Origin of the sequence: Sphingorhabdus sp., assembly GCF_044239045.1 — a bacterium.
Classification (GTDB): Bacteria; Pseudomonadota; Alphaproteobacteria; order Sphingomonadales; family Sphingomonadaceae; genus Sphingorhabdus_B.
Genome location: NZ_JBIICD010000007.1, coordinates 12,838 through 37,742 on the forward strand (window position 1 = coordinate 12,838; position 24,905 = coordinate 37,742).

At 54.5% G+C, this 24,905-nt stretch carries 29 protein-coding genes; 22 read left to right on the plus strand and 7 right to left on the minus strand.

The window, feature by feature from the left end; genetic code table 11:
* Positions 1–10: 10 nt before the first annotated feature.
* Positions 11–526 (minus strand): sterol desaturase family protein, encoded by a 516-nt coding sequence (locus tag ACILP4_RS04090; protein ID WP_395619477.1) that lies wholly within the window; start codon positions 524–526, stop codon positions 11–13.
* 94 nt (positions 527–620) lie between these two features.
* Between ACILP4_RS04090 and leuC the strand changes: the two genes are divergently transcribed.
* From leuC to grxD, 7 genes are all read left to right on the plus strand, one after another.
* Entirely contained in the window at positions 621–2,051 is a 1,431-nt protein-coding gene (gene leuC, locus ACILP4_RS04095; protein ID WP_395619478.1) for a 3-isopropylmalate dehydratase large subunit, read from the plus strand.
* A gap of 112 nt (positions 2,052–2,163) precedes the next feature.
* Positions 2,164–2,370 carry an isopropylmalate isomerase gene (locus ACILP4_RS04100; protein ID WP_395619479.1) on the plus strand — a complete coding sequence of 69 codons (207 nt, stop codon included), beginning with the start codon at positions 2,164–2,166 and terminating at the stop codon, positions 2,368–2,370.
* Between the two features lie 4 nt (positions 2,371–2,374).
* A complete protein-coding gene (leuD, locus tag ACILP4_RS04105; RefSeq protein WP_395619480.1) occupies positions 2,375–2,968 on the plus strand; it encodes a 3-isopropylmalate dehydratase small subunit in 594 nt (197 codons plus the stop codon).
* A 9-nt stretch (positions 2,969–2,977) separates the two neighbouring features.
* Positions 2,978–3,973 (plus strand): NADPH:quinone oxidoreductase family protein, encoded by a 996-nt coding sequence (locus tag ACILP4_RS04110; RefSeq protein ID WP_395619481.1) that lies wholly within the window; start codon positions 2,978–2,980, stop codon positions 3,971–3,973.
* A gap of 67 nt (positions 3,974–4,040) precedes the next feature.
* The gene (locus tag ACILP4_RS04115) at positions 4,041–4,364 is read left to right on the plus strand and encodes a DUF1476 domain-containing protein (RefSeq protein WP_395619482.1); all 324 of its coding nucleotides are present in this window, start codon (positions 4,041–4,043) and stop codon (positions 4,362–4,364) included.
* On the plus strand, positions 4,364–4,600 hold the full coding sequence (locus ACILP4_RS04120) for a BolA family protein (protein WP_395619571.1): 237 nt from the start codon (positions 4,364–4,366) through the stop codon (positions 4,598–4,600). Before ACILP4_RS04115 ends, ACILP4_RS04120 begins: the two co-directional genes overlap by 1 nt.
* Positions 4,601–4,619: 19 nt before the next feature.
* Positions 4,620–4,946 carry a Grx4 family monothiol glutaredoxin gene (gene grxD / locus ACILP4_RS04125; RefSeq protein WP_395619483.1) on the plus strand — a complete coding sequence of 109 codons (327 nt, stop codon included), beginning with the start codon at positions 4,620–4,622 and terminating at the stop codon, positions 4,944–4,946.
* Between the two features lie 20 nt (positions 4,947–4,966).
* Here the strand turns inward: grxD and ACILP4_RS04130 are convergent, their stop codons facing one another.
* Positions 4,967–6,214 (minus strand): MFS transporter, encoded by a 1,248-nt coding sequence (locus tag ACILP4_RS04130; RefSeq protein WP_395619484.1) that lies wholly within the window; start codon positions 6,212–6,214, stop codon positions 4,967–4,969.
* Positions 6,215–6,309: 95 nt separating this feature from the next.
* Here ACILP4_RS04130 and ACILP4_RS04135 point away from each other — a divergent pair, with 95 nt between their 5' ends.
* The 9 genes from ACILP4_RS04135 to ACILP4_RS04175 all read left to right on the plus strand — a co-directional run bounded on the left by ACILP4_RS04135 (position 6,310) and on the right by ACILP4_RS04175 (position 14,593).
* Positions 6,310–7,383 (plus strand): YeiH family protein, encoded by a 1,074-nt coding sequence (locus ACILP4_RS04135; protein ID WP_395619485.1) that lies wholly within the window; start codon positions 6,310–6,312, stop codon positions 7,381–7,383.
* Positions 7,380–8,882 (plus strand): glycerol-3-phosphate dehydrogenase, encoded by a 1,503-nt coding sequence (glpD, locus tag ACILP4_RS04140; RefSeq protein WP_395619486.1) that lies wholly within the window; start codon positions 7,380–7,382, stop codon positions 8,880–8,882. Before ACILP4_RS04135 ends, glpD begins: the two co-directional genes overlap by 4 nt.
* 166 nt (positions 8,883–9,048) lie before the next feature.
* Positions 9,049–9,462, plus strand: a complete 414-nt coding sequence (locus ACILP4_RS04145) for an SUF system Fe-S cluster assembly regulator (RefSeq protein WP_395619487.1) — start codon at positions 9,049–9,051, stop codon at positions 9,460–9,462.
* Positions 9,459–10,940: a Fe-S cluster assembly protein SufB gene (gene sufB, locus ACILP4_RS04150; RefSeq protein ID WP_395619488.1), complete on the plus strand. Its 1,482-nt coding sequence runs from the start codon at positions 9,459–9,461 to the stop codon at positions 10,938–10,940. Before ACILP4_RS04145 ends, sufB begins: the two co-directional genes overlap by 4 nt.
* A gap of 52 nt (positions 10,941–10,992) precedes the next feature.
* The gene (sufC, locus tag ACILP4_RS04155) at positions 10,993–11,736 is read left to right on the plus strand and encodes a Fe-S cluster assembly ATPase SufC (protein WP_395619489.1); all 744 of its coding nucleotides are present in this window, start codon (positions 10,993–10,995) and stop codon (positions 11,734–11,736) included.
* Between the two features lie 2 nt (positions 11,737–11,738).
* On the plus strand, positions 11,739–12,461 hold the full coding sequence (locus tag ACILP4_RS04160; protein ID WP_395619490.1) for a SufD family Fe-S cluster assembly protein: 723 nt from the start codon (positions 11,739–11,741) through the stop codon (positions 12,459–12,461).
* A 124-nt stretch (positions 12,462–12,585) separates the two neighbouring features.
* Positions 12,586–13,788: an aminotransferase class V-fold PLP-dependent enzyme gene (locus ACILP4_RS04165; RefSeq protein ID WP_395619491.1), complete on the plus strand. Its 1,203-nt coding sequence runs from the start codon at positions 12,586–12,588 to the stop codon at positions 13,786–13,788.
* A complete protein-coding gene (locus ACILP4_RS04170; protein ID WP_395619492.1) occupies positions 13,785–14,240 on the plus strand; it encodes an SUF system Fe-S cluster assembly protein in 456 nt (151 codons plus the stop codon). Before ACILP4_RS04165 ends, ACILP4_RS04170 begins: the two co-directional genes overlap by 4 nt.
* Positions 14,237–14,593 carry a HesB/IscA family protein gene (locus tag ACILP4_RS04175; RefSeq protein ID WP_395619493.1) on the plus strand — a complete coding sequence of 119 codons (357 nt, stop codon included), beginning with the start codon at positions 14,237–14,239 and terminating at the stop codon, positions 14,591–14,593. Before ACILP4_RS04170 ends, ACILP4_RS04175 begins: the two co-directional genes overlap by 4 nt.
* Here ACILP4_RS04175 and ACILP4_RS04180 read toward each other — a convergent pair.
* Positions 14,590–16,974 carry a S8 family peptidase gene (locus tag ACILP4_RS04180; RefSeq protein WP_395619494.1) on the minus strand — a complete coding sequence of 795 codons (2,385 nt, stop codon included), beginning with the start codon at positions 16,972–16,974 and terminating at the stop codon, positions 14,590–14,592. The genes ACILP4_RS04175 and ACILP4_RS04180 overlap by 4 nt on opposite strands.
* A 104-nt stretch (positions 16,975–17,078) precedes the next feature.
* Here ACILP4_RS04180 and ACILP4_RS04185 point away from each other — a divergent pair, with 104 nt between their 5' ends.
* The 6 genes from ACILP4_RS04185 to ACILP4_RS04210 all read left to right on the plus strand — a co-directional run bounded on the left by ACILP4_RS04185 (position 17,079) and on the right by ACILP4_RS04210 (position 21,457).
* Positions 17,079–17,753, plus strand: a complete 675-nt coding sequence (locus ACILP4_RS04185; protein WP_395619495.1) for a pyrimidine 5'-nucleotidase — start codon at positions 17,079–17,081, stop codon at positions 17,751–17,753.
* On the plus strand, positions 17,750–18,589 hold the full coding sequence (gene dapD / locus ACILP4_RS04190; protein WP_395619496.1) for a 2,3,4,5-tetrahydropyridine-2,6-dicarboxylate N-succinyltransferase: 840 nt from the start codon (positions 17,750–17,752) through the stop codon (positions 18,587–18,589). Before ACILP4_RS04185 ends, dapD begins: the two co-directional genes overlap by 4 nt.
* Positions 18,590–18,824: 235 nt before the next feature.
* A complete protein-coding gene (locus tag ACILP4_RS04195; protein WP_395619497.1) occupies positions 18,825–19,019 on the plus strand; it encodes a DUF465 domain-containing protein in 195 nt (64 codons plus the stop codon).
* 73 nt (positions 19,020–19,092) lie between these two features.
* Complete coding sequence (locus tag ACILP4_RS04200; RefSeq protein WP_395619498.1) at positions 19,093–20,082, plus strand: TerC family protein; 990 nt, start codon at positions 19,093–19,095, stop codon at positions 20,080–20,082.
* An 11-nt stretch (positions 20,083–20,093) separates the two neighbouring features.
* Positions 20,094–20,876 carry a universal stress protein gene (locus tag ACILP4_RS04205; protein ID WP_395619499.1) on the plus strand — a complete coding sequence of 261 codons (783 nt, stop codon included), beginning with the start codon at positions 20,094–20,096 and terminating at the stop codon, positions 20,874–20,876.
* 191 nt (positions 20,877–21,067) lie between these two features.
* On the plus strand, positions 21,068–21,457 hold the full coding sequence (locus tag ACILP4_RS04210) for an SgcJ/EcaC family oxidoreductase (protein ID WP_395619500.1): 390 nt from the start codon (positions 21,068–21,070) through the stop codon (positions 21,455–21,457).
* On the opposite strand, the gene ACILP4_RS04215 is transcribed toward ACILP4_RS04210, so the two are convergent.
* The 4 genes from ACILP4_RS04215 to ACILP4_RS04230 are packed head-to-tail and all read right to left on the minus strand — an operon-like array spanning position 21,454 to position 24,903.
* A complete protein-coding gene (locus tag ACILP4_RS04215) occupies positions 21,454–21,774 on the minus strand; it encodes an HNH endonuclease (RefSeq protein WP_395619501.1) in 321 nt (106 codons plus the stop codon). The two genes, ACILP4_RS04210 and ACILP4_RS04215, sit on opposite strands and share 4 nt — an antisense overlap.
* Positions 21,775–21,807: 33 nt before the next feature.
* The gene (locus ACILP4_RS04220; protein ID WP_395619502.1) at positions 21,808–23,142 is read right to left on the minus strand and encodes an amidohydrolase; all 1,335 of its coding nucleotides are present in this window, start codon (positions 23,140–23,142) and stop codon (positions 21,808–21,810) included.
* A 49-nt stretch (positions 23,143–23,191) separates the two neighbouring features.
* Positions 23,192–24,298 carry a serine hydrolase domain-containing protein gene (locus tag ACILP4_RS04225; protein ID WP_395619503.1) on the minus strand — a complete coding sequence of 369 codons (1,107 nt, stop codon included), beginning with the start codon at positions 24,296–24,298 and terminating at the stop codon, positions 23,192–23,194.
* Between the two features lie 47 nt (positions 24,299–24,345).
* On the minus strand, positions 24,346–24,903 hold the full coding sequence (locus ACILP4_RS04230) for a DUF3617 domain-containing protein (RefSeq protein ID WP_395619504.1): 558 nt from the start codon (positions 24,901–24,903) through the stop codon (positions 24,346–24,348).
* Positions 24,904–24,905 lie beyond the last annotated feature (2 nt).

The following is a 24,905-nucleotide window of genomic DNA, read 5'->3' on the forward strand; positions in this document are numbered from 1 at the left end:
CCAGGACCTTTTAAATGGCAGCATCGCGGACAATCGCGGTGCCAGCCTCGCGTTGTTTTTTAAGGTCAGCTTTCAACTTGGCAGGATCGCGCGCGAATACGAAGCCAAAGCTTACGCCGCCTTCCTTGCCAATAGTTGCATGGTGTAGCTTGTGCGCCTGCACCAACCGTTTCGCATAACCACTGCGCGGGACATATTTGAAATAACGTTGATGCACGAGACCATCATGCACCACCGTATAAATGATGCCGTAAACCATAACGCCAAGGCCAATCCATGTCGCGGGTTCCCAAGCATTGGAGCCAAGGATTAAAGGGCTACCGATTGCGAACAGTGAAATGCTGGTGACTGCACCTACAATGCCATATAAATCGTTCTTTTCCAGTACATTATCATGCGGCTCATGATGGTCACGGTGCCATCCCCAACCCCAGCCATGCATGATATATTTATGGCTGGACCAAGCCACCCCTTCCATGACGAAGACCGTTGCAAGCACGATAAGGATGATGCTGAAAATGCTCATACCTCATTCAATAGACGTAAAGTTTGTAACTTTGAAGTGCAAGCAACGCTACCTCACTTGATTTCGCTGCAATCGCTTCTATGGCATTTTTATTATGTCAGCACCGCAAACACTGTACGAAAAAATCTGGAACGCCCATGTCGTGGAACAACGCGACGACGGGACATGCTTGATCTTCATCGACCGCCATTTGGTTCACGAGGTCACTAGCCCGCAGGCTTTTGAAGGCCTTCGCGTTGCCGGACGCCGTGTAAGGCGACCAGATCTGACCTTGGCTGTGCCGGACCACAATCTTCCAACTACGGCGCGCTTGGACGCCAATGGCATCAATATCCCGATTGCGGACCCCGAAAGCGCGCAGCAATTGGAAGCATTGGAACGTAACGCGCCAGAGTTCGGTATAGCTTATATTGACGCCACGGACGTTAAGCAGGGCATCGTCCATGTCGTAGGGCCAGAACAAGGTTTTTCTTTACCCGGAACGACAATTGTCTGCGGGGATAGCCATACCGCCTGTCATGGCGGGCTGGGCGCTCTGGCCTTTGGTATTGGCACGTCAGAGGTTGAGCATGTTTTGGCCACCCAAACACTTCAGCTCAGCCAGTCCAAGTCGATGGAAGTCCGTGTTGAGGGCGAACTTGCCCCCGGCGTTTCGGCGAAGGATGTTGTCTTACATATCACGGGCGTCTTGGGCGCATCGGGTGGGACGGGTCATGTCATCGAATATACAGGCTCTGTCATTCGCGCGCTCAGCATTGAGGGCCGCTTGACCATTTCGAATATGGCCATCGAGCATGGCGCACGCGCTGGCTTGGTCGCGCCGGACGATGTGACCTATGCCTATCTGAAGGGCCGCCCGATGGCCCCCAAGGGCGACAATTGGAACGCAGCGGTGGCCTATTGGCGTTCACTCGCAACCGATGCAGGCGCAACTTATGACAAGGTCGTAATCATCAACGCCGCCGACATCGCGCCAAGCGTGACTTGGGGCACGAGCCCAGAGGACGTGTTGCCGATTACAGGCGTCGTTCCCGATCCGTCGTCCTTTGCCGATCCATCCAAGCAAGCAGCGGCCCAAAAGTCGCTGGATTATATGGGTCTCACTCCCGGCACACCGATGACCGATATATCGGTGGAAAATATCTTTATCGGCAGTTGCACCAACAGCCGCATTGAAGATCTACGCGCTGCTGCTGCCGTGCTCAAAGGCCGCAAAAAGGCGGCTAACGTCAAATGGGCAATCGTCGTACCCGGCAGTGGCCTGGTGAAGCAGATGGCAGAAGCCGAAGGGTTAGACCGAATCTTCTTAGACGCAGGCCTCGAATGGCGTGAGCCGGGTTGCTCGGCCTGCTTGGGCATGAACCCCGACAAGGTACCCACAGGAGAGCGTTGTGCATCCACCAGCAACCGCAATTTTGTGGGGCGGCAGGGTCCGGGCGCTCGCACGCATTTGGTCAGCCCAGCTATGGCGGCGGCCGCTGCCGTTACTGGAAAGCTGACTGATGTGCGCGCGTTGATGGACTGACATATAGCGTCGCCATTCGCATTTGCGGGCTCTACCTTTCGCACAGATAAGCTATTTTCTTTACTTGTCATAGAAGCCAAAGCTAAGGTTTAACCTATCAAGGAAAAGACATATGACCGATAAAAAATCCGATGGCAGCGACAAATGGTCGACCACTGCAAAGGTTGGCGCAGCCGTAGGATCAGCTGCATTGGTGGCCGCATTATTATATGCTGGACGGCGCAGCCTGACACAAAAAAAGGGCAAACTTGAACCCTTATCGCCGGAACCCGAGGGCTCGCCGATGGGCCACAATCAGCCCAAGACAGATACGGACTAAATGCATGCAGCCGATCAGCAACGTTAAGGGTAGGGCCTATCCGCTTGGGCTCAAAAATGTCGATACGGACATTATCATTCCGGCAGCGTGGTTAAAAACCATAAGCCGGTCTGGGCTTGGAAAAGGCGCGTTTCAATCTTTGCGCAGCGTGCCAGGCAATGTATTTGATGATCCGGCATATGCAGGCGCCCCCATATTAATTGCCGGCGACAATTTCGGTTGCGGGTCAAGCCGCGAACATGCCGCTTGGGCTATGGCTGATCTAGGTATCTCAGCGGTCATCGCCCCTAGTTTCTCAGATATTTTTTCAGGCAACGCGTTCAAAAACGGACTACTAGCCATCGTGCTACCACAAGATGCCATCGACCGCCTGATGGAAGTGGCAAAGACCGATGATATCCATATCGATTTGGAAACGCAGACCGTTACCACACCGTTTCAGGATCGCTTTGCATTTGAAATTGACCCCTTCCGCAAACATTGCCTGATCAACGGCGTCGATGAAATCGGCCTTACGCTCAAAAGCAGCGATGCCATTTCGGCCTATGAAAACAAGTTATCGGCGAGCCAGCCCTGGCTGTCGCCCAACCACGCCTAGGAGACAGACATGCGCGCATTATTATCAACCGCCAGCGGCGGCCCCGAAACGCTTGTTATGGGCGAATTGCCTGAGCCCGTTGCTGGTCCTGGCCAGGTCGTCGTTGCGGTAAAGGCATGCTCAATCAACTTTCCTGACACGTTGATGATTGTCGACCTGTATCAGTTCAAACCAGAACGCCCCTTTGCGCCCGGTGGCGAAATCGCTGGTGTCATCGAAGCGATTGGCGATGGCGTCAGCGGATTTGCCATCGGCGACCGCGTGATCGGTCTGTGCGGCAATGGCGGATTGACCGAAAAGGTCGCGGTTGCGGCGTTCAATTGCTTCAAAATGCCCGACGCCATGTCTTTTGACGATGGCGCGTCGTTGCTGATGACCTATGGCACGTCGATTCATGCTCTAAAGGATCGTGGACATATGAAGGCTGGGGACAATGTCCTTGTCCTTGGCGGGGCTGGCGGTATTGGCATCTCGGCGATTGAATTGGCCAAGGCCTATGGCGGCCGCGTCGTTGCCGGCGTTTCCAGCGAAGCCAAAGCGGACATCGCGCGTGCGGCTGGCGCCGATGAAGTTGTTGTTTATCCGCATCAACCATTTGATAGAGATCAATCCAAGGCCGTGGCCGAAATGTTCAAGGCCGCCGCTGGCCGCGATGGTTTCAACATTATCTATGACACGGTCGGAGGTGACTATAGCGAGCCTGCGGTCCGCTCGATTGCATGGGAAGGTAAGTTTCTGGTCGTTGGCTTCCCCGCAGGCATCGCGAAACTGCCGTTAAACCTGACATTGCTGAAAAGCTGCGACGTCTGCGGTGTCTTCTGGGGTGCCTTTGCCGCGCGCACGCCGCAAAAAAACCACGCCAATATTTCGGAATTGTTCGATCTTTATGCTGCGGGCAAAATCAAGCCACGCATTTCAGAGACGTTCGCACTGGCCGATGCCGGGACCGCGATTGCCCGGCTTGGTGATCGTGCGGCTGTCGGAAAGCTAGTGGTGCATATTTGACGCCATCAGCCTTGTTGATCGGACGCAAAGCCATTATCTTGGGCCGGCAACAGATAGGAACTGCAACATGACAAGTTTCGATAACCGCGAGACCGCTTTTGAAAACAAGTTTGCGCATGACGCAGAAATGCAGTTCAAGATAACCGCTCGCCGGAACAAGCTGCTTGGGCAATGGGCCGCTGAAAAAATGGGCCTTACGCCAGAAGAGACCACCGCTTACGCCACTTCCGTGGTGCAAGCGGACTTTGAAGAAGCTGGCGACGAAGATGTTGTGCGCAAGTTGCTTGGTGATTTGACGTCGGCGGGTGTTGAAATTGACGATGCCATGATTCGTAGCGCGCTTGAAGACAAGATGGTTGAAGCGCGCCGCCAGTTTATCGAGACTGCATGATGGCAATGCAAGCGGACGAAATAGAAGACATGATCAGGGCAGCTTTACCCGACGCCTTAGTCGAAATTACCGACCTTGCAGGTGACGGTAACCATTATGCCGCGCGTGTAGTGAGCGAGAGTTTTCGCGGGCTATCCCGCGTAAAACAGCATAAGGCGGTTTATGACGCGTTGGGTGGACGTATGGGCGGCGTTTTACATGCCTTACAGCTTACAACAGCCATTCCTCAGAATTAGAATTTTTGGAGTATTATACATGAGCATTCACGACCGGATCGAAGAGATCGTCAAAGGCAATGATGTTGTCCTGTTCATGAAGGGTAGCCCCCTATTTCCGCAATGCGGCTTTTCAAGCAAGGCAATTGCCATTCTCGACCACCTGAACGTTGCCTATGAAAGCGTCGATGTGTTGCAAGACATGGAAATCCGCGCTGGCATCAAGGACTACAGCGATTGGCCAACGATCCCCCAGCTTTACGTTAAGGGCGAATTTCTGGGTGGTTCCGACATCATGATGGAAATGTACGAAGCTGGCGAATTGCAGGAACTTGTGGAAACCGAGAGCCTCACAAAAACAGCATAAGCTTTCGATAACTTAGAACTTCATGTGGCGGGTGCCTCGGCTTTCTCAACGCGCCGAATATTTGGTAGCAGCCAATGCAGCCAGCCCAAAGCGAGTAAATAAGACGCAGCCGCAAAGATAAACAGAGGTGTAAAGCCCAGCCCCGCCGCCAAGACGGCGCCTGTCACCAACTGGATCAATGCGCCGCCCATATTGCCCATGAATGCGCCAAAAGCAGTCACGCGCCCTACCTTGCCGCGCGGAACGACATCGGTAATGATAGAGAATATCGACAACGAAAAACCCTGATGCCCTGCCATCACCACGCCCATCATAATCGCCACGGGCCAGAAAGAGTCCAGCGTGAGAACGAAGGGCAAAGGCACCACAATCGCAGCGGAGCCGAACATTATTGTCTTGCGCACGCGGTTGACACTCCATCCCGCCTCCAAAAGCCGCGTTGATAGCCACCCTGCGAATAATGCGCCTGCCCCCGACCCAAAAAAAGCAATAGCCAAAGGAATCGCCAACTCGCCTGTTGTGAGGCCAAATTCTTTGCGGTAAAAATCTGGCAGCCAGAAATTGATCAGCCACCAAGTCGCGTCGGACAACATTTTGGCAATGACAATTGCCCATGTGCGTCGTTCCCTCAATATCGGACCGTAAGGAGCGCCGTCGTCTGCAAAATCGTGATTAGCGTCCTCGGCCTTATCGTCGAACCTCACCCCGCGCGCGAACCACAGCCACAGCGCCAATGTTATAAAACCGCCGATCCCGGCAAAGATGAGTGCGCCGCGCCATCCCCAGATAGCGGCAATCACCGGGATGAAAAAAGGCATAGTGATGGTGCCAATACCGGCAATCGCTGTGCCCACACCAAAGGCAAACGAGCGCTTGTCTGGAGGAAAAAGCGTGGCGACGGTCTTGATCGTCAGTGGCGTCTGCACGGCCTCGGTCGCGCCAAGGCCAATGCGCGCAGCGACGACATGCCAGCCAGCAATTGCCCAGCCATGGGCCATCGCCGCAAGGCTCCACGTCGTGACGCCAGCAATCATTGAGCGGAGCACGCCGATTTTATCAACGAGCCACCCAGTGAACAGGAAAGACAGCGCTGCTGCAACCTGCGTTACAAAAGCGAGGTTGGCAAAATCGGTATCGCTCCAGCCGAGGTCAGCTGAAATATCGGGCTTCAGGATTGCGATAACGGGTCTGTCCATGGCATTGAAAATACCGGCTACACACAGCAGCCCGAATAGGATCCAACGCAGCGTTGGCGTAATTGGCTTCATGTCACTTGGCCCCACTGCATTATTGTCCCCGCTTGGTCGATCGCGCATCCCGCTTTATGCTGGAACTCCTCGCCGACTTGCCTATAGAAGGCCATATGACACCGCAAGACATAAACGCGAATTACATCGCTGATCTGTACGGCGAAACCTACCTTGCAGAGGATAAACCTGTGCGGGCCAAACGGTTGTTGATCAGCGCGCTATTTCCAGGACTTGCGGTCGTCGGTGTAGCCGCTGCGGCTGCAACTTGGTTTTCCGAACATTATGGCATGCCTGTCATCTTGGCGGGTTTGTTGCTTGGCCTTGCACTCAATTTTGTGTCGGCAGAACAAAAGGTGCATCCGGGCCTTGATTTCTGCGGCACCTCTTGCTTGCGCTGGGGCATTGTTTTGTTGGGTACACAGGTCACCGCTATGCAGATTGGCGGGCTTGGCGCGCTCGCATTTTTGGGGCTTATTGGCATCATGTCTTTGGTCATGGGGGCTGGACTTTTGGGCGCGCAGCTTAGCGGGCAAAGCCGCTACGCGGGCTGGTTAGCTGGCGGCGCAACCGCCATTTGCGGTGCATCCGCAGCCTTAGCAATTTACGCCGTCATCGGTCGCGAACGCCTTAATCAATCGCAGTTTACACTCATTCTCGTTGGCGTAGCATTGGCAAGCGCTGTCGCCATGTCCTTCTACCCGCTCATTGCAGCGCAGCTCGATTTCACCGACAGACAAGCCGGCTTCTTGATGGGCGCTGCGGTGCATGATGTCGCCCAATCTTTGGGTGGCGGCTACAGTTTTTCCCAATCGGCAGGTGAGACGGCGACGATCGTGAAGCTGTCCCGCGTCGCGCTTCTCGCGCCAGCAGTCGCGCTGGTCGGGCTCGCCATTGGATCAAGCGATGGACGCTCCAAAAGCCTCGCTTCCAAACTTAAATTGCCGTGGTTCATTATCGCCTTCTTTGTTGCCGTTGCCGTAAATTCGGTCATTGACGCACCCGAGTGGGTGGCGGAATATGGCCTGATCGCATCCAAGGCGATGCTATTGTTTGCGGTGACGGCCACCGCTATGCGATCACGACTTGATTTGTTGCTTACCCAAGGGTGGAGGGCACTGCTTCCGGTGATACTGGCGACCCTCACCGCCTTTATAACTGCAGCAGCATTTGCATGGGCGTTTTTATGAACCAGATAATATATGATTTGGCCGTGATTGGCGGCGGTATTAATGGCGCTGGTATCGCAAGGGACGCCGCTGGCAGGGGTGCGAAAGTTATCCTGCTTGAACGCGGAGATTTGGCGCGGGGCACATCGTCAGCCTCGACGAAACTGATCCATGGCGGGCTCCGCTATCTGGAACATTATGAATTTGCGTTGGTGCGCGAATCCTTAATTGAACGCGAGCGTCTTTGGGCGATTGCACCGCATATCATCTGGCCACTGCGATTCATTTTACCGCATCAAAAGGGCATTCGTCCTGCATGGCTCGTGCGACTTGGTTTGTTTCTTTACGACCATATTGGTGGCCGGAAACTTTTGCCCGCAACGCGGACGGTCCGTTTGAAAACCGAGCCGGCTGGTAAACCGCTTCGGCCCGAATTTGTGAAGGCTTTTGAATATTCGGACTGCTGGGTCGATGACGCACGCTTGGTCGTTTTGAATGTTATGGATGCCGCCGAACATGCAGCAGACGTTCGCACTCGGTCCGAAGTCACGCATCTCGAGCGCCGCGATGGATTGTGGCATATAGAAATTGCAGGACAAGAGCCCGTGTTGGCGCGCGCGGTTGCCAATGCGGCGGGGCCAGCGGTACTGGACTTGCTCGCACGAACAAGTGGGCATGACCGTCCATCCGGTGGCACAATCCGCTTAGTAAGGGGATCGCACATCGTGGTCCGCAAGATGTTCGACACACCGCAGGCCTATTTCTGTCAAAACCCCGACGGGCGCATATTCTTCGCTATCCCGTATGAGGATGACTTTACCCTCATCGGGACGACGGATGCCGATCATAAGGGTTCGCTGGATGATATTCACGCGACGGCAGACGAGATTGATTATATCTGCGCGTCGGCTGCGGCCTATTTCACGCAACCCCTCACTGCGACAGATGTGCTGTATAGCTTTGCCGGCGTGCGGCCATTGGTCGATGACGGCTCAGGCAAACCTGAAACCGCATCGCGCGGATATCATTTCGAAATGGATGTTGACCCGGATGGCGCAGCGCCCATCCTCTCGGTCTTTGGCGGCAAAATAACCACCTATCGGCACCTGGCAGAGAGTGCGGTCGAGCGGCTTTCGAAGCACTTGGCTGTTCTGAAAGGCCAAAGCTGGACATTGCGTCAACCATTGCCAGGTGGGGATTTCCCAATTGATGGCGCCAATCGCCTCGCTTCGGATATTCAACAGGAGCATGCCTATTTACCCGCCGCGCTCGTTCACCGTTGGGTGCGCAGCTACGGAACAAAGACCCGTGCTTTATTAACAAACGCCCGCGCACTTGCCGATTTGGGCACGGACTTTGGACATGGCCTTTATGCCGTTGAGGTGGACTATCTCGTCGATCACGAATGGGCGCAATCCGCCGAGGATATATTGTGGCGGCGCAGTAAGCTGGGTTTGCGTTTCAATACTGAAGAGGCGCAGAAGTTAGAGGATTATATTGTTAGCCGCCGATGCAATTAGGCGCATATAGGCGATATTCGACTTGCAGGACCGGTGCGCCTGATATCTCAACTCAAAGCGGCACTGGCCATTTCCGCAATATTGAATCCTTTCTGGCTTGATTTCCACCCATAAAGGGACCATCTGCCCCAAATCGGAGTAAATTTATCTGATTAGGGGACGCGAGATGCGTTTGTCGAATATGGCTGATTATGCAGTGGTGATTATGAGCGCAGCTTCGCGTCACTGCGGCTTTGCGCGCGTGTCAGCCACTGATCTTGCCGCCGAAACCGGCTTGGCCCTGCCGACAACGCAAAAACTGGTGAGCATATTGACAAAGGCGGGCCTTTTAAGGTCGGCCCGTGGCACGGGCGGCGGTATCACGCTTGCCCGTCCCGCAGCGGCGATCACGATGGCCGACATCATTGAAGCTGTTGAAGGTCCAATTGCGCTGACCACATGTTGCGATTCGCACAAACAGGCGATGGGTCAGCATTGCGTCAAAGAAGGCAGCTGCAACGTCCAGGCACACTGGCCAGTGGTGAATAATGCAGTGCGCGGTGCCTTGGCGCAAATTAATTTGGCGGGATTAACGCGATGAGCGATGACATAGATATCAAGGATAAGGCCGCTTGGGATGCCGCAGATCGCGTGGCGGATTATGAGCATGGCTGGTCGTCAGACATCGAAACCGACTTTGCGCCTAAGGGCCTAACCGAGGATACCGTCCGCTTTATTTCCGCCAAGAAAAATGAGCCCGAATGGATGCTCGAATGGCGGTTGAAAGCGTTCGCAAGCTGGAAAACGATGACGCCGCCTGATTGGGCTAAGCTCAACGTGCCGCCCATAGATTATCAGGACGCTTATTATTATGCCGAGCCCAAAGCCAAGCCAAAGCTTGGTTCGCTGGACGAGGTCGATCCTGAAATTCTGCGCATTTATGAAAAGCTTGGCATTCCAATTGCCGAGCAAGAAGTGTTGGCTGGTGTCGAAGGCGCGCGCCGCGTCGCAGTCGACGCCGTGTTCGATAGCGTATCGGTCGCCACAACATTTCGCGCCGAACTTGAGCGCGCAGGCGTTATCTTCCGCAGCATTTCGGAGGCGATTAAGGAATATCCGGAGCTGGTGAAGAAATGGCTCGGCAAGATCGTGCCGATGCACGACAATTATTTCGCGACATTGAACTGCGCGGTCTTTTCCGACGGAACCTTCGTTTATATCCCCGAAGGCGCGCGTTGCCCCATGGAGCTCAGCACCTATTTCCGTATCAACGCGGAAAACACAGGGCAGTTTGAACGCACGTTGATTATCGCCGATAAGGGAAGTTACGTGTCCTACCTTGAAGGCTGCACCGCGCCGATGCGCGATGAAAACCAACTGCACGCTGCAGTTGTCGAATTGGTCGCCCTCGACGATGCCGAGATTAAATATTCTACCGTACAAAACTGGTATCCCGGCGATGCCGAGGGCAAGGGTGGAATCTATAATTTCGTGACCAAGCGCGCTTTGTGCCAAGGCAAGAACAGCAAGGTTTCATGGACACAAGTTGAAACCGGAAGCGCGGTGACTTGGAAATATCCAAGCTGCGTTTTGAACGGCGAGAATTCGGTGGGCGAATTTTACTCGGTCGCCGTCACCAACAATTATCAGCAAGCCGATACCGGCACCAAGATGATTCATAATGGCAAAGGCAGCCGCTCTACCATCGTCAGCAAGGGTATCAGCGCCGGCCACAGCAACAACACGTATCGCGGCCTCGTCCGCGTCGCGCCAAACGCCGAAGGCGTGCGCAATTTCACACAATGTGATTCCTTGCTCCTAGGGTCTTTAAGCGGGGCACATACCGTGCCTTATATCGAAGTGCGCAACCCAAGCGCGCAGATTGAACATGAGGCGACCACGAGCAAAATCAGCGACGACCAAATGTTCTACGCAATGGCCCGCGGCTTGAACGCCGAAGAAGCGGTAACGTTGATCGTCAACGGCTTTGCCAAGGAAGTATTGCAGCAACTGCCAATGGAATTTGCTGTGGAGGCGCAGAAGTTGCTGGGAATTTCGCTTGAGGGGTCGGTTGGATAAACCAACCAACGCTCAATGACCGAACAAAGCTTTGATGGATAAAAGAAGTAACATGCTCAAAATTACAAATCTCCACGCCAATGTTGGCGACAAGCCTATTCTTAAGGGCCTTACGCTTTCGCTCAACGCGGGCGAAATCCACGCAATCATGGGTCCGAATGGCGCAGGCAAATCGACGCTGGGTTATGTCCTGTCCGGTCGTCCCGGCTATGAGGTGACTGAGGGTGAGGTGACATTTAACGGACAAAACCTCCTCGACCTCGAGCCCCATGAACGCGCGGCGACTGGGTTGTTCTTGGGCTTCCAATATCCCGTCGAAATTCCCGGCGTATCAAATGTCCAGTTCCTGCGCGAGGCGCTCAACGCGCAGCGTAAGAACCGAGGTGAAGCGCCATTATCCGGCGCCGAATTCCTTAAGGTGGCGCGCGAACAAGCGGGCGCGCTTGGCATGGATATGGACATGCTCAAGCGCCCGGTAAATGTCGGCTTTTCTGGTGGCGAGAAGAAGCGCAATGAAATGGTGCAAATGGGCATCATCGATCCGGCGCTCGCGATCCTCGATGAAACCGACAGTGGTCTGGACATCGACGCATTGCGTATTGTGGGTGACGGCATCAACCGTATTATGCGCAAGCCTGACAAGGCCGTGTTGCTCATCACCCATTATCAACGGCTGCTCGATTATGTGAAGCCCGACTTTGTTCACGTACTTGCCGATGGCCGCATCACGCGAAGCGGCGGACCTGAACTCGCGCTGGAGTTGGAGCGAGATGGGTATAAGGAACTAGCGGCTTGAACATGCCCGCACCCACCCGCCACGACGAAGCGTGGCGCTACAGCGATATTGCCGCTGTTGAGGCTGCGTGGCCATTGCCCGCCCCTGAGAGCATCATCGTGCCCTCAGGCGGCCATTTCGCTCGAACAATTGTTCAGGATGCTGGCTCAATTCATCAGCTTGAAATCGCCATTGGCAGGGGTGCAACAGCCGTCATCTATATCCTCAACATCGGCGGCAATTATGGTCGTGTTGAATTGAACGTTACCTTGCATGAGGGCGCGGATTTCAAACTGGGCGCAGTTCAGATTGGAGGCAACACTCAGACGCTCGAGATCATTACGACCGTCACCCATGACGAACCCAACGCAACATCGTCACAGATCGTGCGCTCGGTCCTCGCTGGCACCGCGACCGGGACCTATTTGGGCAAGGTTGCCGTTGCGCGCGATGCGCAACTGACCGACAGCGTGCAGTCGGTGAAGGCTATGTTGCTTGACCGCAGCGCGACTGCCAATGCGAAGCCCGAACTCGAAATCTACGCCGACGACGTCAAATGCGTGCATGGTTGTGCCATTGGTGAGTTGGACCCCATGGGGCTATTCTATCTGCAAGCACGCGGCCTATCGCCAGCGGATGCGAAAAAGTTGATGTTGCAAGCCTTTGTCGCTGGCGTGTTTGAAGGCGCCGTGGACGAGGAAATGCTCATTGAAGCCGCGTTGAAGAAATTAGGCGAATTGGTGTGAGTGCGCTGTTCTCTCTAAGTCGTCGTCACCCTGAACTTGTTTCAGGGTCTATTTTGCCTCTCGTACCTTCAGTCTCGGTTGCACAATGGATACTGAAACAAGTTCAGCATGACGGTGTTTTGGTATGCTGAAATCCACTTCACCCATCCGTGACCAATTCCCTGGCCTGGCTAACAACTGGCATTATCTCGATACCGCCGCGACAGCGCAAAAACCACAGGTCGTGCTCGACGCGATGATGCGGGCGGGCGGCGTAGATTATGCCACCGTCCATCGCGGCGTCTATGCACGTTCGGCCAATATGACCGTTGCGTTCGAAGCGGCGCGGACCCGCGTTGCGCGCTTCATGGGCGCGGCTTCGGCAGATGAAATTGTGTTTGTTCGGGGTGCAACCGAGGGCATTAATCTGGTCGCACATAGCTGGGGTGCAGCGAATCTCAAGGCCGGCGACCGCATCATGCTGAGCCAGTTGGAGCATCATAGCAACATCGTTCCATGGCAAATGGTTGCCGAGAAGGTTGGCGCGCATATTGATGTGTGTCCGCTGACGGACGACGGCCAGATTGACCTTGATTGGCTCGAAGCGCATTTGACGCCAGCGCATAAAATGGTCGCTCTCGCGCATGTGTCCAACGTGCTTGGTTCCGTGCTCGACGCAAAGCGGGTAGCGAATGCTGCACATGCGGTTGGCGCAAAATTACTGCTCGACGGCTGTCAGGCGGCACCCCGAATGCATTTGAACATGGCGGCGTTGAACTGCGACTTTTACGTGATGTCCGGGCATAAACTATATGGCCCGACTGGCGTTGGCGTGTTGTGGGCGAAGGCCGAAACGCTGAACGCGATGCCCCCCTATCAAGGCGGCGGCGCGATGATAGATCGAGTTACCTTCGAAAAGACCACCTATGCCCCTGCCCCATCGCGATTTGAGGCGGGGACGCCAATGATCATCGAGGTGATAGGGTTGCACGCCGCCATCGACTTCATCGATAGCTTTGGACCAGAGGCATTATTCGCACATGAAAGCGCGTTGGCCGCGCAGACACGGGATGCACTGCGTGCGATCAACGCGATCACATTATATGGCCCAGACAAATCTGCGGGTATTGTCTCTTTTTCAATGGAGGGCGTGCATCCGCACGACATCGGGACGATATTGGACGAAGAAAATGTCGCCATTCGCGCTGGCCATCATTGTGCGCAGCCATTGATGGGCCATTTGGGCGTGCCTGCCACCGCGCGGGCGAGCTTTGGTATTTATAATGATGAAGATGATGTCGCGGCGCTGGTGCGCGGCCTCGAACGGGTGAAGAGGATTTTTGGATGAACGAGAACATCCGCGTTGAAGAAGTCGATAGCGTAGAGAAGCCCCCCAAAGCACGGGTCGATGGCCCAAGCGAGACCGTCGAACGCAAGAAGGATTATCTCGAAGGCTTCCTCGCACAAAAGCCTGCCGCGCCTGCGCCAAGTGAACCCGATGGCGATTTGTACGAGGCGGTGATTGCTGCGCTCAAGGAAATTTATGATCCCGAAATTCCGGTGAACATTTATGACCTCGGTTTAATTTATAATGTCGAAATCAACGATGGCCATGCTGTCGTAGCGATGACGTTGACGACACCGCACTGCCCCGTAGCAGAATCCATGCCAGGCGAGGTTGAGCTGCGCGTTGGGGCGGTTCCCGGCATTGGCGATGCCGAAGTGAATTTGGTGTGGGAGCCAGCATGGAGCCCGGCCAATATGACGGATGAAGCCCGTCTGGAGCTTGGAATGTTATGACCGACGTGAAAACACGCGCGCGTCCTGCCGCAGTTAAACTCACCGCGGCATCCGAAGCGCGGATTGCCGAACTTATGTCCAAAGCACCCGAAGGTGCCATTGGTGTAAAGCTGTCCACCCCACGTCGAGGCTGTTCAGGGCTTGCCTATTCGGTCGATTATGTGACTGAGGCCGTGGCGTTCGACGAAAAGATCGAAACCCCGGGCGGCGTTTTATATATTGATGGCGGCTCGGTGCTGTATCTCGTTGGTTCAATCATGGATTGGGTCGAGGATGAATTTGCCGCTGGTTTTGTATTTACCAATCCCAATGCGACGGGAAGTTGCGGCTGCGGTGAGAGTTTTACCGTTTAAAAGTTGAACTGCAGACGGAAGGCCACGCCCATGTCATCGAGCGCGTTTTCAAAATGCCCCGGCTCATGCCGCCAAAACAGGTTCGATGAGAAATAGCCCCGTCTGATGGGAATACTCCATGTAAGCTCGCTGGCGATCTCCCTCCCCTTGGGTACAAGCGAAATCTGGCGGACAGCAAATGTCGTCCCAAGCGTCCCATAATCATAGGCCACAGGTAAATTGAGCGCCAGCCCGCCGTGGGTGACGCGCAAGGGTTGGGCAACACGAAACGCAACTCGGTCATGATTGGTCAGGAGATTGCCGCCCAATAGATCCAACGAAAAGGCATTGCTGTGCAGCGCGCTTTGGCCCGTAAGCGATGCCCCGGCATTGGCGTGTGTCCATCCCTGCCGCCAGCTTGCGCCAAGCGACCAAGCGCCAATAAGTGTGACATCACCCCGGCCGTCGACAAACAGGCTGCGCGCGCCATTTTGGCCAATGAAGTTGGCGAAGCGCGCGCCAAGCACGGTTTCGTTTTCCCGCGTCCAGTTTGCACCAACAGCGAATTTAGCAGGGCCAATCTGTCGATCGAGCGACACGCCGACAGAGGCATAGGGATAGCGATTGAAACTCTTGCGCATAAACTTTGGGCCGCCACGTTCAAACAAACGCGCTTCGCCTGCCTCAACGCTTCCGGTTAATCCGAAGCGCCCAAGTTGATGGCGCAACGCAAAGGACTGCGCCGGCATGCGCTCAAACCCGCTGTCCATTTGCGCGTCGGTGGCGGTCAGAAACGCAGGCCCCGACATGCCCTGCAATGCCACAACTTGGCCTGCAGCCGCTTGTCGGATACCTAGGCTAAGCCGTGTGTCGCGTGCAATGGTGGCACTGATGAGGCCCGCCAGAATACGCGCTTGGTTCTGCTGCCCATTAGACAAAAGCAATGGCGAAAGGCGCAGGTTGCCCGCGTGGTCGGCGCTGATGGAAAAGGCGATGTCGGTTGTTCCGCGCGACATGCTGACGGATCGTCCCTGATCCACCAGAGCAGGGGTTAGCCGAAGACCGGACGCGCTTGGACCTATCCCTTCAGCAATGTTGATCTCATAAGCACGGCCATAAATGTCTAACACTACCGCATTGACGGACATAAGCGACGATGCTGCATCACCCATGGATGCCGATGTTGTCCCACCATTTCCATTCAGTGCAACAGCCGTATTTGTGCCAGCTAGCGACGTTGTTCCCGCGGGCGCAAAGGCTCGACCAATATCCAATATGCCGCGCCCATAAAGCGCGTCAGTGCCAGCATCCCCGGCGTCACGCGCCGACGTCAACAGCAGGTTCACAATCTGCGCGCCGGTTAAATTCGGAAAGGCTTGCGCCAGTAAAGCTGCGGCACCCGCGATCTGTGGCGCGGAATAGGATGTGCCATTATACACGCGCACAGAAGTCCCACCATTCACATCAAAGCGATAAATAGTGTCGTTGCGATATTCGCAGCAAATGCCTTTGCCTAGCGCAGACAACACCGCGTTCTGGGCAACACCCGCTTTGTTGCTGAATTTTGTTATTACACCATTATCATCAACGGCAGTGGCAATGATGACATGGCCATTACCATTGGCCAATAACGCTTGCGCAAAAGGGCTTGGGCTATTCGGGTCAAATGCTGGATCTAATTCATCCGCCTCATTTCCCGCTGACACGACAACCACAATGCCAGCCGATGTCGCACGACTTATCGCGGTACGCAGCGCGCTACTCGCGCCACCCGCGCCACCGAGCGAAATATTAATAACACGCACTTTATTGTCCACGGCACGGTCAACACCAGCGGCAATGGCAGAATCGAAGAACGAGCACCCCGCTTCATCCACGCCCGTGCTTGCTGCGGTGCAGCTTCCCGCTTGATCGGCGCGTAATGCCAATATTGTGGCGTTGTAAGCTATACCGTGGACATCGCGGTCGTCCTTGGCGGCAGCCAAAACGCGGGAAACACTTGTCCCGTGACCATCGTCGTCGCCAAGCGGTCGGTTCGCGCCTGTTACATCCCCAGACTGCGCATGAACTCGGCCCGCAAACTCATGGCTATTTGGGTCAATCCCTGAATCAATTACACCAACAGTGACCCCGCGCCCACTGGCCCCTGCTTGATAAGCCGCGATAGCCCGATGAAAACTTGGGCCGTCTGACTGGATATACTCTGGGGTTGTAAAACTAGGCGGTGAAGGTGGTGGCGGAGGAGGAGGAGGTGGTGGTGGTGGCACCGGTGGCAAATTTGACGAAGGTGGAGCTGGCAGCGGTGTCGAGCGGACGTCGCTTCCACCGCAAGCCGACAGTGCCAGCGCAAAAATGACCGAACTGCCGATTGCAATTTTACGTCCAAAGCGCGGTTCACCCATCAGAATGCCACTTTCAGCGATTGAATTTAAATTTATGCTTAGTTCGCTTTTGCTAATCCTAACGTCCCCGTTGAGTAAAGCTGCTTTTCTGGCTAGGCAGCTGGATGCTTTCGCGTTTCGAACATATCGACAGTTGGATTTTTGATCTAGACCTTACCCTTTACGGGCCAGAGGCAAATATCATGGCGCAAGTTCGGGACCGAATTGCGTTATATGTTGAACGGCATTTTAACATCGGCTCAGACGCTGCGCACCAAATCCGGCATACTTATTGGAAGAAATATGGAACCACGCTGGGTGGATTGATGGCCGAGCATGGCGTTGACCCGCATGGTTATCTCGATTTCGTCCATGATGTGGACATGAGCCTGTTGCAGCCTGCTACCGATCTCCGCGACCAGATCGAAGCTTTACCGGGACGCAAGCTGATCTTCACCAATGCAGATGCACCTTATGCACAGCGGGTTTTGATGGCGCGGGGTCTTGATGGCGTGTTTGAAGATATATTCGACATTCACCGGATGCAGCATCTGCCAAAGCCGGCACCCACGAGTTATGACAGGCTGTGCACTGAGCTCCATATTGACCCCACCCGCGCGCTTTTTGTCGAGGACTCAGCGCATAATCTCGGTCCCGCAAAAGCCTTGGGCATGACAACTATTTGGGTGAATCACGACATCGGAGCTGATAGCAGCGGTGTAGAAGCATTCATTGATCATGAGATTGCCGACATAAGTGGATGGCTTTCCTCAATCCACGCCATTGAAAGAACGATATGACCGACCAACTTGCCACGATCATTGATGCTGCATGGGATGCACGCGATAGCATTTCTAGCGCGACCCAAGGCCAAGTGCGCGACGCGGTGCAGACGGCTTTGGCTGGCTTAGATGATGGGTCATACCGCGTTGCGGAGAAGCTGTCGGGCAGTTGGCAGGTTCACCAGTGGTTGAAAAAAGCTGTGCTTTTGTCGTTCCGCCTGAACGACAATATTTTGGTCGATGGCGGGGCGTCCGGTGCGCCTGCTTATGATAAGGTGCCTTCGAAATTCAGCGGTTGGGATGCCGACCGTTTCCGCAATGCAGGTTTCCGCGTCGTGCCCGGGGCCGTCGCCCGACATGGCAGCTATATAGGCAAAAACGTCATCCTGATGCCCAGCTTTGTCAACATTGGCGCGCGCGTGGACGATGGAACAATGGTCGATACTTGGGCCACAGTCGGTAGTTGCGCGCAAATTGGTAAGAATGTGCATTTGTCTGGTGGCGTTGGCATTGGCGGCGTGTTGGAACCATTGCAGGCCGGGCCAGTAATCATCGAAGACAATTGCTTCATCGGAGCGCGGTCGGAGGTTGTCGAGGGCGTGATCGTCGAAGAAGGCGCCGTTCTATCCATGGGCGTGTTCATCAGCTCAACCAGCAAGATTATCGATCGCACGACAGGCGAGATATTCGTTGGCCGCGTCCCCGCTTACTCGGTCGTGGTGCCAGGCTCGATCCCCGGCAAGGCCTTGCCCGATGGCAGCCCCGGGCCCAATTTGTCCTGCGCCGTTATCGTCAAACGCGTCGATGCGCAGACCCGTGCAAAGACCGCAATCAACGACCTGTTGAGGGATTAACTCGACGAACCGAGTTTCTTGAGACCCAATCCTGTTGCAATTCGGATTAAATCGCTCCATAACATGGCGGCGGACCGGGCCCCTCTGACGCTCGCTTCTTCGGAAGGAACGTGATGTCGGCCGCATCGGATGTTTCCGGTGCAGTGGTCAGGCGGTCTTCACATACCCCCGAAATACGCTAAACCATGCCCGGAACATCCGATTGAACTTAAACAATGTTCAAAGAGGATGAGCTATGACATTTTCGTCATTCCGATTGTTGCAATATCACCAGAAGATTGACCGCGAGTTACGCGCCGAAATTACGCGGCGCTGGCCCGATATGTTTCGCGTTCAAAAACTGAAGCGGCTTAAGCTGGCGATCAAAGATCGGCTTGAGAGCCATGCAAAAGCCCCTTTGCGAGGGCCATTGCGGCTTAGAAAAATCTAAAATTTTAAATCTTACGCACCACGCGGGTTTCGACCGCGTGGTGCACGACATTAGTTAAAACAGGGAATATTTCATGGAATTTTTGACAATGGATTGGTTGGGGACACCAGTCTGGTTTTGGCTCGCTTTTCTGAGCATTGTTATCACGCTCACGGCTTTTGACCTTGGCATCCTGCATAAAGAGGACAAGGAAATGGGCATCGCCGAGAGCCTGAAGCTGTCCGCTTTCTATATCAGCATTGCCATGCTGTTTGGCCTATGGGTCTGGTTCCAAAAAGGCGCCGACATGGGCATGAAATATTATACCGGCTTTTTCATCGAAAAGGCGCTGTCGATAGACAATGTCTTTGTCATCAGCCTGATATTCACCTTCTTCGCAATACCACGCAAATATCAATATCGTGCGCTTTTATGGGGTATTATCGCGGTAATTGTCTTGCGTGGTTTAATGATCGCGGCAGGTGCTGCCATTGTGCAGGAATATTATTGGACACTCTACATTTTCGCCGTCTTCCTGGTTGGAACTGGTATCAAGATGCTGTTCACGGGTGATCAGGAAATGGACGTCGCCAAGAACCCAGTCGTCAAATATATCTCGACACATATGCGCGTGACCAAGGAGCTTCATGCCGAGAAGTTTTTCGTCAAGGTGCCTGACGAGAAGACGGGCAAGATGGTGCGCGCTGCCACGCCATTGTTTTTGGCGCTGGTCGTCATCAACCTAGCTGACCTCGTGTTTGCGGTGGACTCGGTACCCGCGATCTTTGCGATCACCACCGATACCTTCATTGTCTATACGTCCAACATCATGGCCATATTGGGCCTGCGTGCTTTGTATTTTGCGTTGGCAGCGATGGTCCATCGCTTCCATTATCTCAAATACGCTCTGGCGCTTGTTTTGGTCTTCATTGGTTCAAAGATCTTCGTGTCAGACTTCCTGCTGGATGGAGACAAATTCCCGCCCGTCTTGAGCCTTGGCGTTACCTTCGGCCTTATCTTGGGCGGCATCCTGTTTTCCCTCTGGAAGACCAAGGATGACGGCCATTCACAAGCATCCCATTAAGGAGAAAACAGATGGCTATGAAATCAATATTTCTCTTTGCGCCTGCGGAAACCGCCGCGATTGGTAAAGGGCCAGTGGGTTTTGCTATCAGCCTCGCCAAAGCGTTCGGCGCACAGCTTACGATTTTCACTGTGGCGCTCGATGTTACGACGCCTGAACGCGATACAGATGTGCAATCCGTGGCGTTGCATTTGCGCTCTGCTGCTCAAGCGGCTGGTTTAGAGTGTACGTTAATTACCGAACATTCGCATGTCTTGGGTGTCCACGAAGTCGTGGCTGAACATGCGCGATTGCACGACATAAGTATAATTGGCAGCCAAAGCTCAGGACTTTTAAACGAACGGATGGTTGCCGAATATCTTATGTTCGAAAGCGGCCGACCAGTCATTGTTGTACCCGAAGCCTATGATGCGCCCTACCAAAACGGCGCGTTAGGTGTTGCTTGGGATAACACCTCGGCCGCTGCACGTGCGTTGGGCGATGCTATAACACTGCTTGGACCTGAACAGTTGCACTTCATCACGATCGTGGGCGAAAAGCCAATGCCAACAGACCTAGATACCCACGCACTTGTCCAAGTTACTACCCAACGCGGCGTCCAGGCGGACCATCTAAACGCTGCGCTGTTCGGACGCACTATTGGATCAGCGCTCCAACAAGAAGCAATTGCCGCTGGCTCCCATATGCTGATCATGGGCGCCTTTGGGCATTCGCGATTACGCAGCTTTATATTGGGAAGTGCCACTGCGGACATCCTCAAAAATGTTCAAATCCCCACCTTGGTTTCCCATTAAAAACTCGGGATTAGGATCAGTTTTTCGATGAAGCTGGAAGGAGGTTAAGCCTAGTATACCCTAACTCATATGTGCATTAACAATAGGAGAAAGATGAAATGAATAAGTTCGTTTTAAGTGCTTTCGCGATCGCGTCGGTTATTGCGGTTCCCGCTCACGCAAAGTCTTCTAAATCCATGCAATGCGCCGTCGTGACCCAGGCCGAGGTTGAATCGCTTTTTGGCGCGTTCAACAATGCATGGGCCACGAAAAATCCAGATACAGTGACGCAGTTGTTCACGAAGGACGCTGTGTTGCTGGCAACCGTTTCCAATACGCCGCGAACAGATCACGCCAGCATCCGTGACTATTTTGTCGGCTTCCTAAAGCCTAGCCCTGTCGGAACAATCAACAGCAGCACCGTCAAAATCGGCTGCAACACCGCTGCGCGGTTGGGAACATGGACGGTCACGGTGACGGACCCGTCCACAGGTGCCAAAACCGACATTAAGGCGCGCTATTCATTCCTGTATCGGATCGAAGACGGCGCGTGGAAAATCGACCATTTGCATTCGTCGATGATGCCAGAAAAAGCGGGCTAACGCCGGTCTTTGGTTGGTGCGTTAAAGTCGGGCGGTTTGTTGGCTATCCAGTCTACAAACCGTCCGATTTCGTCATGCGCCAATAAAGCGTCGACAGTAGCGAAGCGCTTTTCGAGATCGCTGTTCGAGAAATTGGCGTGGATGGTCCGGTGACAAATTGGGTGCACCGGTTGCCGCTCTTTCCCACCCCGGCTTTTCGGTACGGGATGGTGCCATTCAGTCACATTCCCCATTCGGCGCGAACAGAGCCAGCAGCTTAATTCTGGCTCAGTCGACGCATCATCCGGTTCGTAATGATCACGATTTTTGCGCGCCATAAAGGTTTCCCTGCACCTATCCGGTCCGGCCGATCAATTTTTGCTTGGTCCAAGCAAATCGAGCACGGCAGCCGTTGTTGCCTCAATCCCCAATCGCACGGATGGTTCCGGATCAATTTTGAACAAAGGCGAATGGTGACCAGCCACTGGCGGTCCGCCATTTTTGGCTGCGGCTATCCATGCAGGATTGCTCCCGCCAACGGCGAAATAATAGCCCGGAATGCCATGCTTCTGGTCCACGAAAAAGGCGAAATCTTCAGCGCCCATGGCCGTCTGTCGGAATGGTGTCACCACATCCTTACCTAAGGCATTGGCGATAGCCCCATTTAAACGGCGGGCAAGCGCGCCGTCATTGACCGTGACTGGTGTGCTCTCCGTCACCGTGACAATCGGCAACTTGTCTTGCGGCAAGCCATGTGCGGCGCCAATGCCCTTGGCGACGCGTTCAATAGAGGTAATTAGCTGGTCACGCACCGCCTGACTGTTAGACCGCACCGTTACCTGCAAGTCGGCATATTCGGAGATGATATTGTGCTTTGTCCCGGCGTGGAAAGCACCGACGGTAATCACGCCAGGGTCCAATGGTCCCTTTTCCCGGCTGATAATTGATTGCAGGCCGACAACGATCTGCGAGGCTATATAGACCGGATCGCGACCCAAATGGGGTGCGGCGCCATGAGTGGCAATGCCGGGAACCCGGATATCAACGCTATCGGCGGACGAATATTGAATGCCTTCTGATGCAGAGATTTTACCAGTCTCAAGTTCTGCCGCGACATGGAAAGCCAATGCATAATCCGGCTTTGGAAAACGGGTGTATAGCCCATCTTGTATCATCGCCTTTGCCCCACCAACGCGTTCTTCAGCAGGCTGGACGATGAACAATACCGTCCCCTTCCAACGATCCTTCATCCGGGCCAGCTGGCGCGCGGTGCCTACCAATGAGGTGATATGCACATCATGGCCGCATGCGTGCATCACAGGCATTTCAAGGCCATCGACCCCGACCTGTTTTACCGTGGACGCATTCGCAAGACCGGAGCGTTCTTGCACAGGAAGGCCATCCATGTCCGCGCGCACAAGGACAACTGGTCCATCACCGTTTTTTAACATGCCAACGACGCCGGTGCCGCCAACCTTCTCGGTGACAAGCATGCCGGGGACAGCGCGCAGTTCCTGCGCCATTCGCGCAGCGGTTTTGAATTCGCGGAATGACAATTCGGGGTTACGATGGAAATGGTCCCACAGGCTCGCCAGCGACTTGTCATAATCGGCCTTGATCGAGTCAGCGTAATCTGGTTGCGCGGCAGCTGGCGTTACGACCAATGCGCTGGCCAATAATGCGCCAAAAATTGTCCCTTTAATCATCTTATTCCCCCTAGTTATCCCAATTTTTATTTATCTGTCCGCGACGCTATCATGGGCACCGGTCAAAGCAATGCCCAACCGTTGAAAATTCATCGACCATAGTCACGTAGCGGTAAAAACCCCTGCGCTCGGCAGGGTTGATCCAAAAACCTGCGCGCAGCGAATATGCCTCCCCTACATGGCCGAACCAACGATTGCCGGCCTTGTCGGTTAACCAATGCACGCCGAGGCCATAGCCTGTAAAATAGCCTTTATCATCATCGCCATTTTTGCCGTCGAAAGTCCAGGCGGGACCAACCATCTCAGCAAAGCTTTTCGGCGACAATAACGGCGCGCCATCGCGCAATAGCAATTGACCAATTTTTACCAAATCACGCGCCGAAATGCGCAAGCCGCCTTGCGGGCTAAAAGCCGAGCCGTTGCGACCAAACTTGTAGAGCTTATCAACGTCGCAACTGCCGTCGCTGGCCGGATAGACCGCGCATGGATCAGGGCCATGCATCGGTGCATCAAGCGCAAGGTCTCCATTGGGCCGCAACAATGTGACCGCTTCCGCGCGCCGCCCGTCGCTGCACCCGGCACCCCAATTAAAACAGGCATCCAACCCGAGCGGCGTCAATACCAGCCGCGCCATCAGCCGGTCAAACCGTTCGCCTGTTGCGCCTTCCAGTACCGCCGCAATCAAAGGCGAATTGATATTGGCGTAAGCAAAATATGTGCCCGGCGCGTGGCCCAGTTCCCATGCCTTTGGGTCAGCAAGTACGGCCTCAAGGCTGCCATCCAATGGCACGATATAGTCCACAGAGTCACGCAAACCGCTTTGATGTGATAACAAGGCGCGTAAGGTAATCGGTGTATCCGGAAAAGCCGGGTTTCGGACCCGCCAACCCAGATAGTCATTCACGTCTCGATCGAGGTCGAGCTTGCCTTGCTCGACAAGCCGCATAACGCCAACGGCAACGACCAGCTTCGAAATAGACGCAACCCGCGCTGGGTCATCTATGGTCACGGCCCGCCCGGCAACGCCTGCATCGCCCTCGACCGTCGCGACGGTCAGGCTGTCTGACGTGAAGTCGACTTTGACCATTGCAGGCCGGATAGCGGTTTGGCCAGACAGCGTTTCCGCACGGCCGGACGCTGACCATCCGAAGGCCATCACTATCGCAAGCGTTGCGCAAGCTAACCATATGTTGCGTAGATATATCATGACGCGGGACAGTCCCCCAAATATTTGCCGTTTGCCTTGCCCTGCATCGCGACCTTGCCGACAATCGGCAGGCGAACTTCAACCTTGCTGTCATAGTTGAATTCGGTTTTGCCCATGACACCGGTAAGTACTGTGTCCACGCGGCCTATGCTATCCATGCCGCAAGACAATTTCATGCGCACATTTTGCCCGGAAACATCGAACGCCTCGTAAACGCATTTTTCGGCGCCATTGCCGACAAAGAAATCCGCCGCTGGCTTTTTGGCTTCGGCATCGGTCAAGCAACTTTGGCTGGAAGTGCTTTTCGACACTTTATCCATGATCTGCTGCTTTTGGGCTTTACCCAAGGTTGAGACATTGATGTCCGCAAAGACGAAATTGGTTTCCCAAAGCCCCACCTTCATCGGAATGAACCCATCATTGTCCATTGCGGTGGCGCGCTCTTGCCCATCTATTACGCCATTGCCGTCCTTATCTGCGTGGGTGCCGGCACCCTTGTCCGAGCATGCAGATAATGCCAGCGTAGCCGCGCTCAGAAGGAAAAGTTTAAGCAACG

What these genes read in the sequence shown, in the direction of transcription:
- ACILP4_RS04090 (WP_395619477.1), bottom strand. Translation starts at nt 526, where the DNA reads ATGAGCATTTTCAGCATCATCCTTATCGTGCTTGCAACGGTCTTCGTC.
- leuC (WP_395619478.1), top strand. Translation starts at nt 621, where the DNA reads ATGTCAGCACCGCAAACACTGTACGAAAAAATCTGGAACGCCCATGTC.
- ACILP4_RS04100 (WP_395619479.1), top strand. Translation starts at nt 2,164, where the DNA reads ATGACCGATAAAAAATCCGATGGCAGCGACAAATGGTCGACCACTGCA.
- leuD (WP_395619480.1), top strand. Translation starts at nt 2,375, where the DNA reads ATGCAGCCGATCAGCAACGTTAAGGGTAGGGCCTATCCGCTTGGGCTC.
- ACILP4_RS04110 (WP_395619481.1), top strand. Translation starts at nt 2,978, where the DNA reads ATGCGCGCATTATTATCAACCGCCAGCGGCGGCCCCGAAACGCTTGTT.
- ACILP4_RS04115 (WP_395619482.1), top strand. Translation starts at nt 4,041, where the DNA reads ATGACAAGTTTCGATAACCGCGAGACCGCTTTTGAAAACAAGTTTGCG.
- ACILP4_RS04120 (WP_395619571.1), top strand. Translation starts at nt 4,364, where the DNA reads ATGGCAATGCAAGCGGACGAAATAGAAGACATGATCAGGGCAGCTTTA.
- grxD (WP_395619483.1), top strand. Translation starts at nt 4,620, where the DNA reads ATGAGCATTCACGACCGGATCGAAGAGATCGTCAAAGGCAATGATGTT.
- ACILP4_RS04130 (WP_395619484.1), bottom strand. Translation starts at nt 6,214, where the DNA reads ATGAAGCCAATTACGCCAACGCTGCGTTGGATCCTATTCGGGCTGCTG.
- ACILP4_RS04135 (WP_395619485.1), top strand. Translation starts at nt 6,310, where the DNA reads ATGACACCGCAAGACATAAACGCGAATTACATCGCTGATCTGTACGGC.
- glpD (WP_395619486.1), top strand. Translation starts at nt 7,380, where the DNA reads ATGAACCAGATAATATATGATTTGGCCGTGATTGGCGGCGGTATTAAT.
- ACILP4_RS04145 (WP_395619487.1), top strand. Translation starts at nt 9,049, where the DNA reads ATGCGTTTGTCGAATATGGCTGATTATGCAGTGGTGATTATGAGCGCA.
- sufB (WP_395619488.1), top strand. Translation starts at nt 9,459, where the DNA reads ATGAGCGATGACATAGATATCAAGGATAAGGCCGCTTGGGATGCCGCA.
- sufC (WP_395619489.1), top strand. Translation starts at nt 10,993, where the DNA reads ATGCTCAAAATTACAAATCTCCACGCCAATGTTGGCGACAAGCCTATT.
- ACILP4_RS04160 (WP_395619490.1), top strand. Translation starts at nt 11,739, where the DNA reads ATGCCCGCACCCACCCGCCACGACGAAGCGTGGCGCTACAGCGATATT.
- ACILP4_RS04165 (WP_395619491.1), top strand. Translation starts at nt 12,586, where the DNA reads ATGCTGAAATCCACTTCACCCATCCGTGACCAATTCCCTGGCCTGGCT.
- ACILP4_RS04170 (WP_395619492.1), top strand. Translation starts at nt 13,785, where the DNA reads ATGAACGAGAACATCCGCGTTGAAGAAGTCGATAGCGTAGAGAAGCCC.
- ACILP4_RS04175 (WP_395619493.1), top strand. Translation starts at nt 14,237, where the DNA reads ATGACCGACGTGAAAACACGCGCGCGTCCTGCCGCAGTTAAACTCACC.
- ACILP4_RS04180 (WP_395619494.1), bottom strand. Translation starts at nt 16,974, where the DNA reads ATGGGTGAACCGCGCTTTGGACGTAAAATTGCAATCGGCAGTTCGGTC.
- ACILP4_RS04185 (WP_395619495.1), top strand. Translation starts at nt 17,079, where the DNA reads ATGCTTTCGCGTTTCGAACATATCGACAGTTGGATTTTTGATCTAGAC.
- dapD (WP_395619496.1), top strand. Translation starts at nt 17,750, where the DNA reads ATGACCGACCAACTTGCCACGATCATTGATGCTGCATGGGATGCACGC.
- ACILP4_RS04195 (WP_395619497.1), top strand. Translation starts at nt 18,825, where the DNA reads ATGACATTTTCGTCATTCCGATTGTTGCAATATCACCAGAAGATTGAC.
- ACILP4_RS04200 (WP_395619498.1), top strand. Translation starts at nt 19,093, where the DNA reads ATGGAATTTTTGACAATGGATTGGTTGGGGACACCAGTCTGGTTTTGG.
- ACILP4_RS04205 (WP_395619499.1), top strand. Translation starts at nt 20,094, where the DNA reads ATGGCTATGAAATCAATATTTCTCTTTGCGCCTGCGGAAACCGCCGCG.
- ACILP4_RS04215 (WP_395619501.1), bottom strand. Translation starts at nt 21,774, where the DNA reads ATGGCGCGCAAAAATCGTGATCATTACGAACCGGATGATGCGTCGACT.
- ACILP4_RS04220 (WP_395619502.1), bottom strand. Translation starts at nt 23,142, where the DNA reads ATGATTAAAGGGACAATTTTTGGCGCATTATTGGCCAGCGCATTGGTC.
- ACILP4_RS04225 (WP_395619503.1), bottom strand. Translation starts at nt 24,298, where the DNA reads ATGGCCTTCGGATGGTCAGCGTCCGGCCGTGCGGAAACGCTGTCTGGC.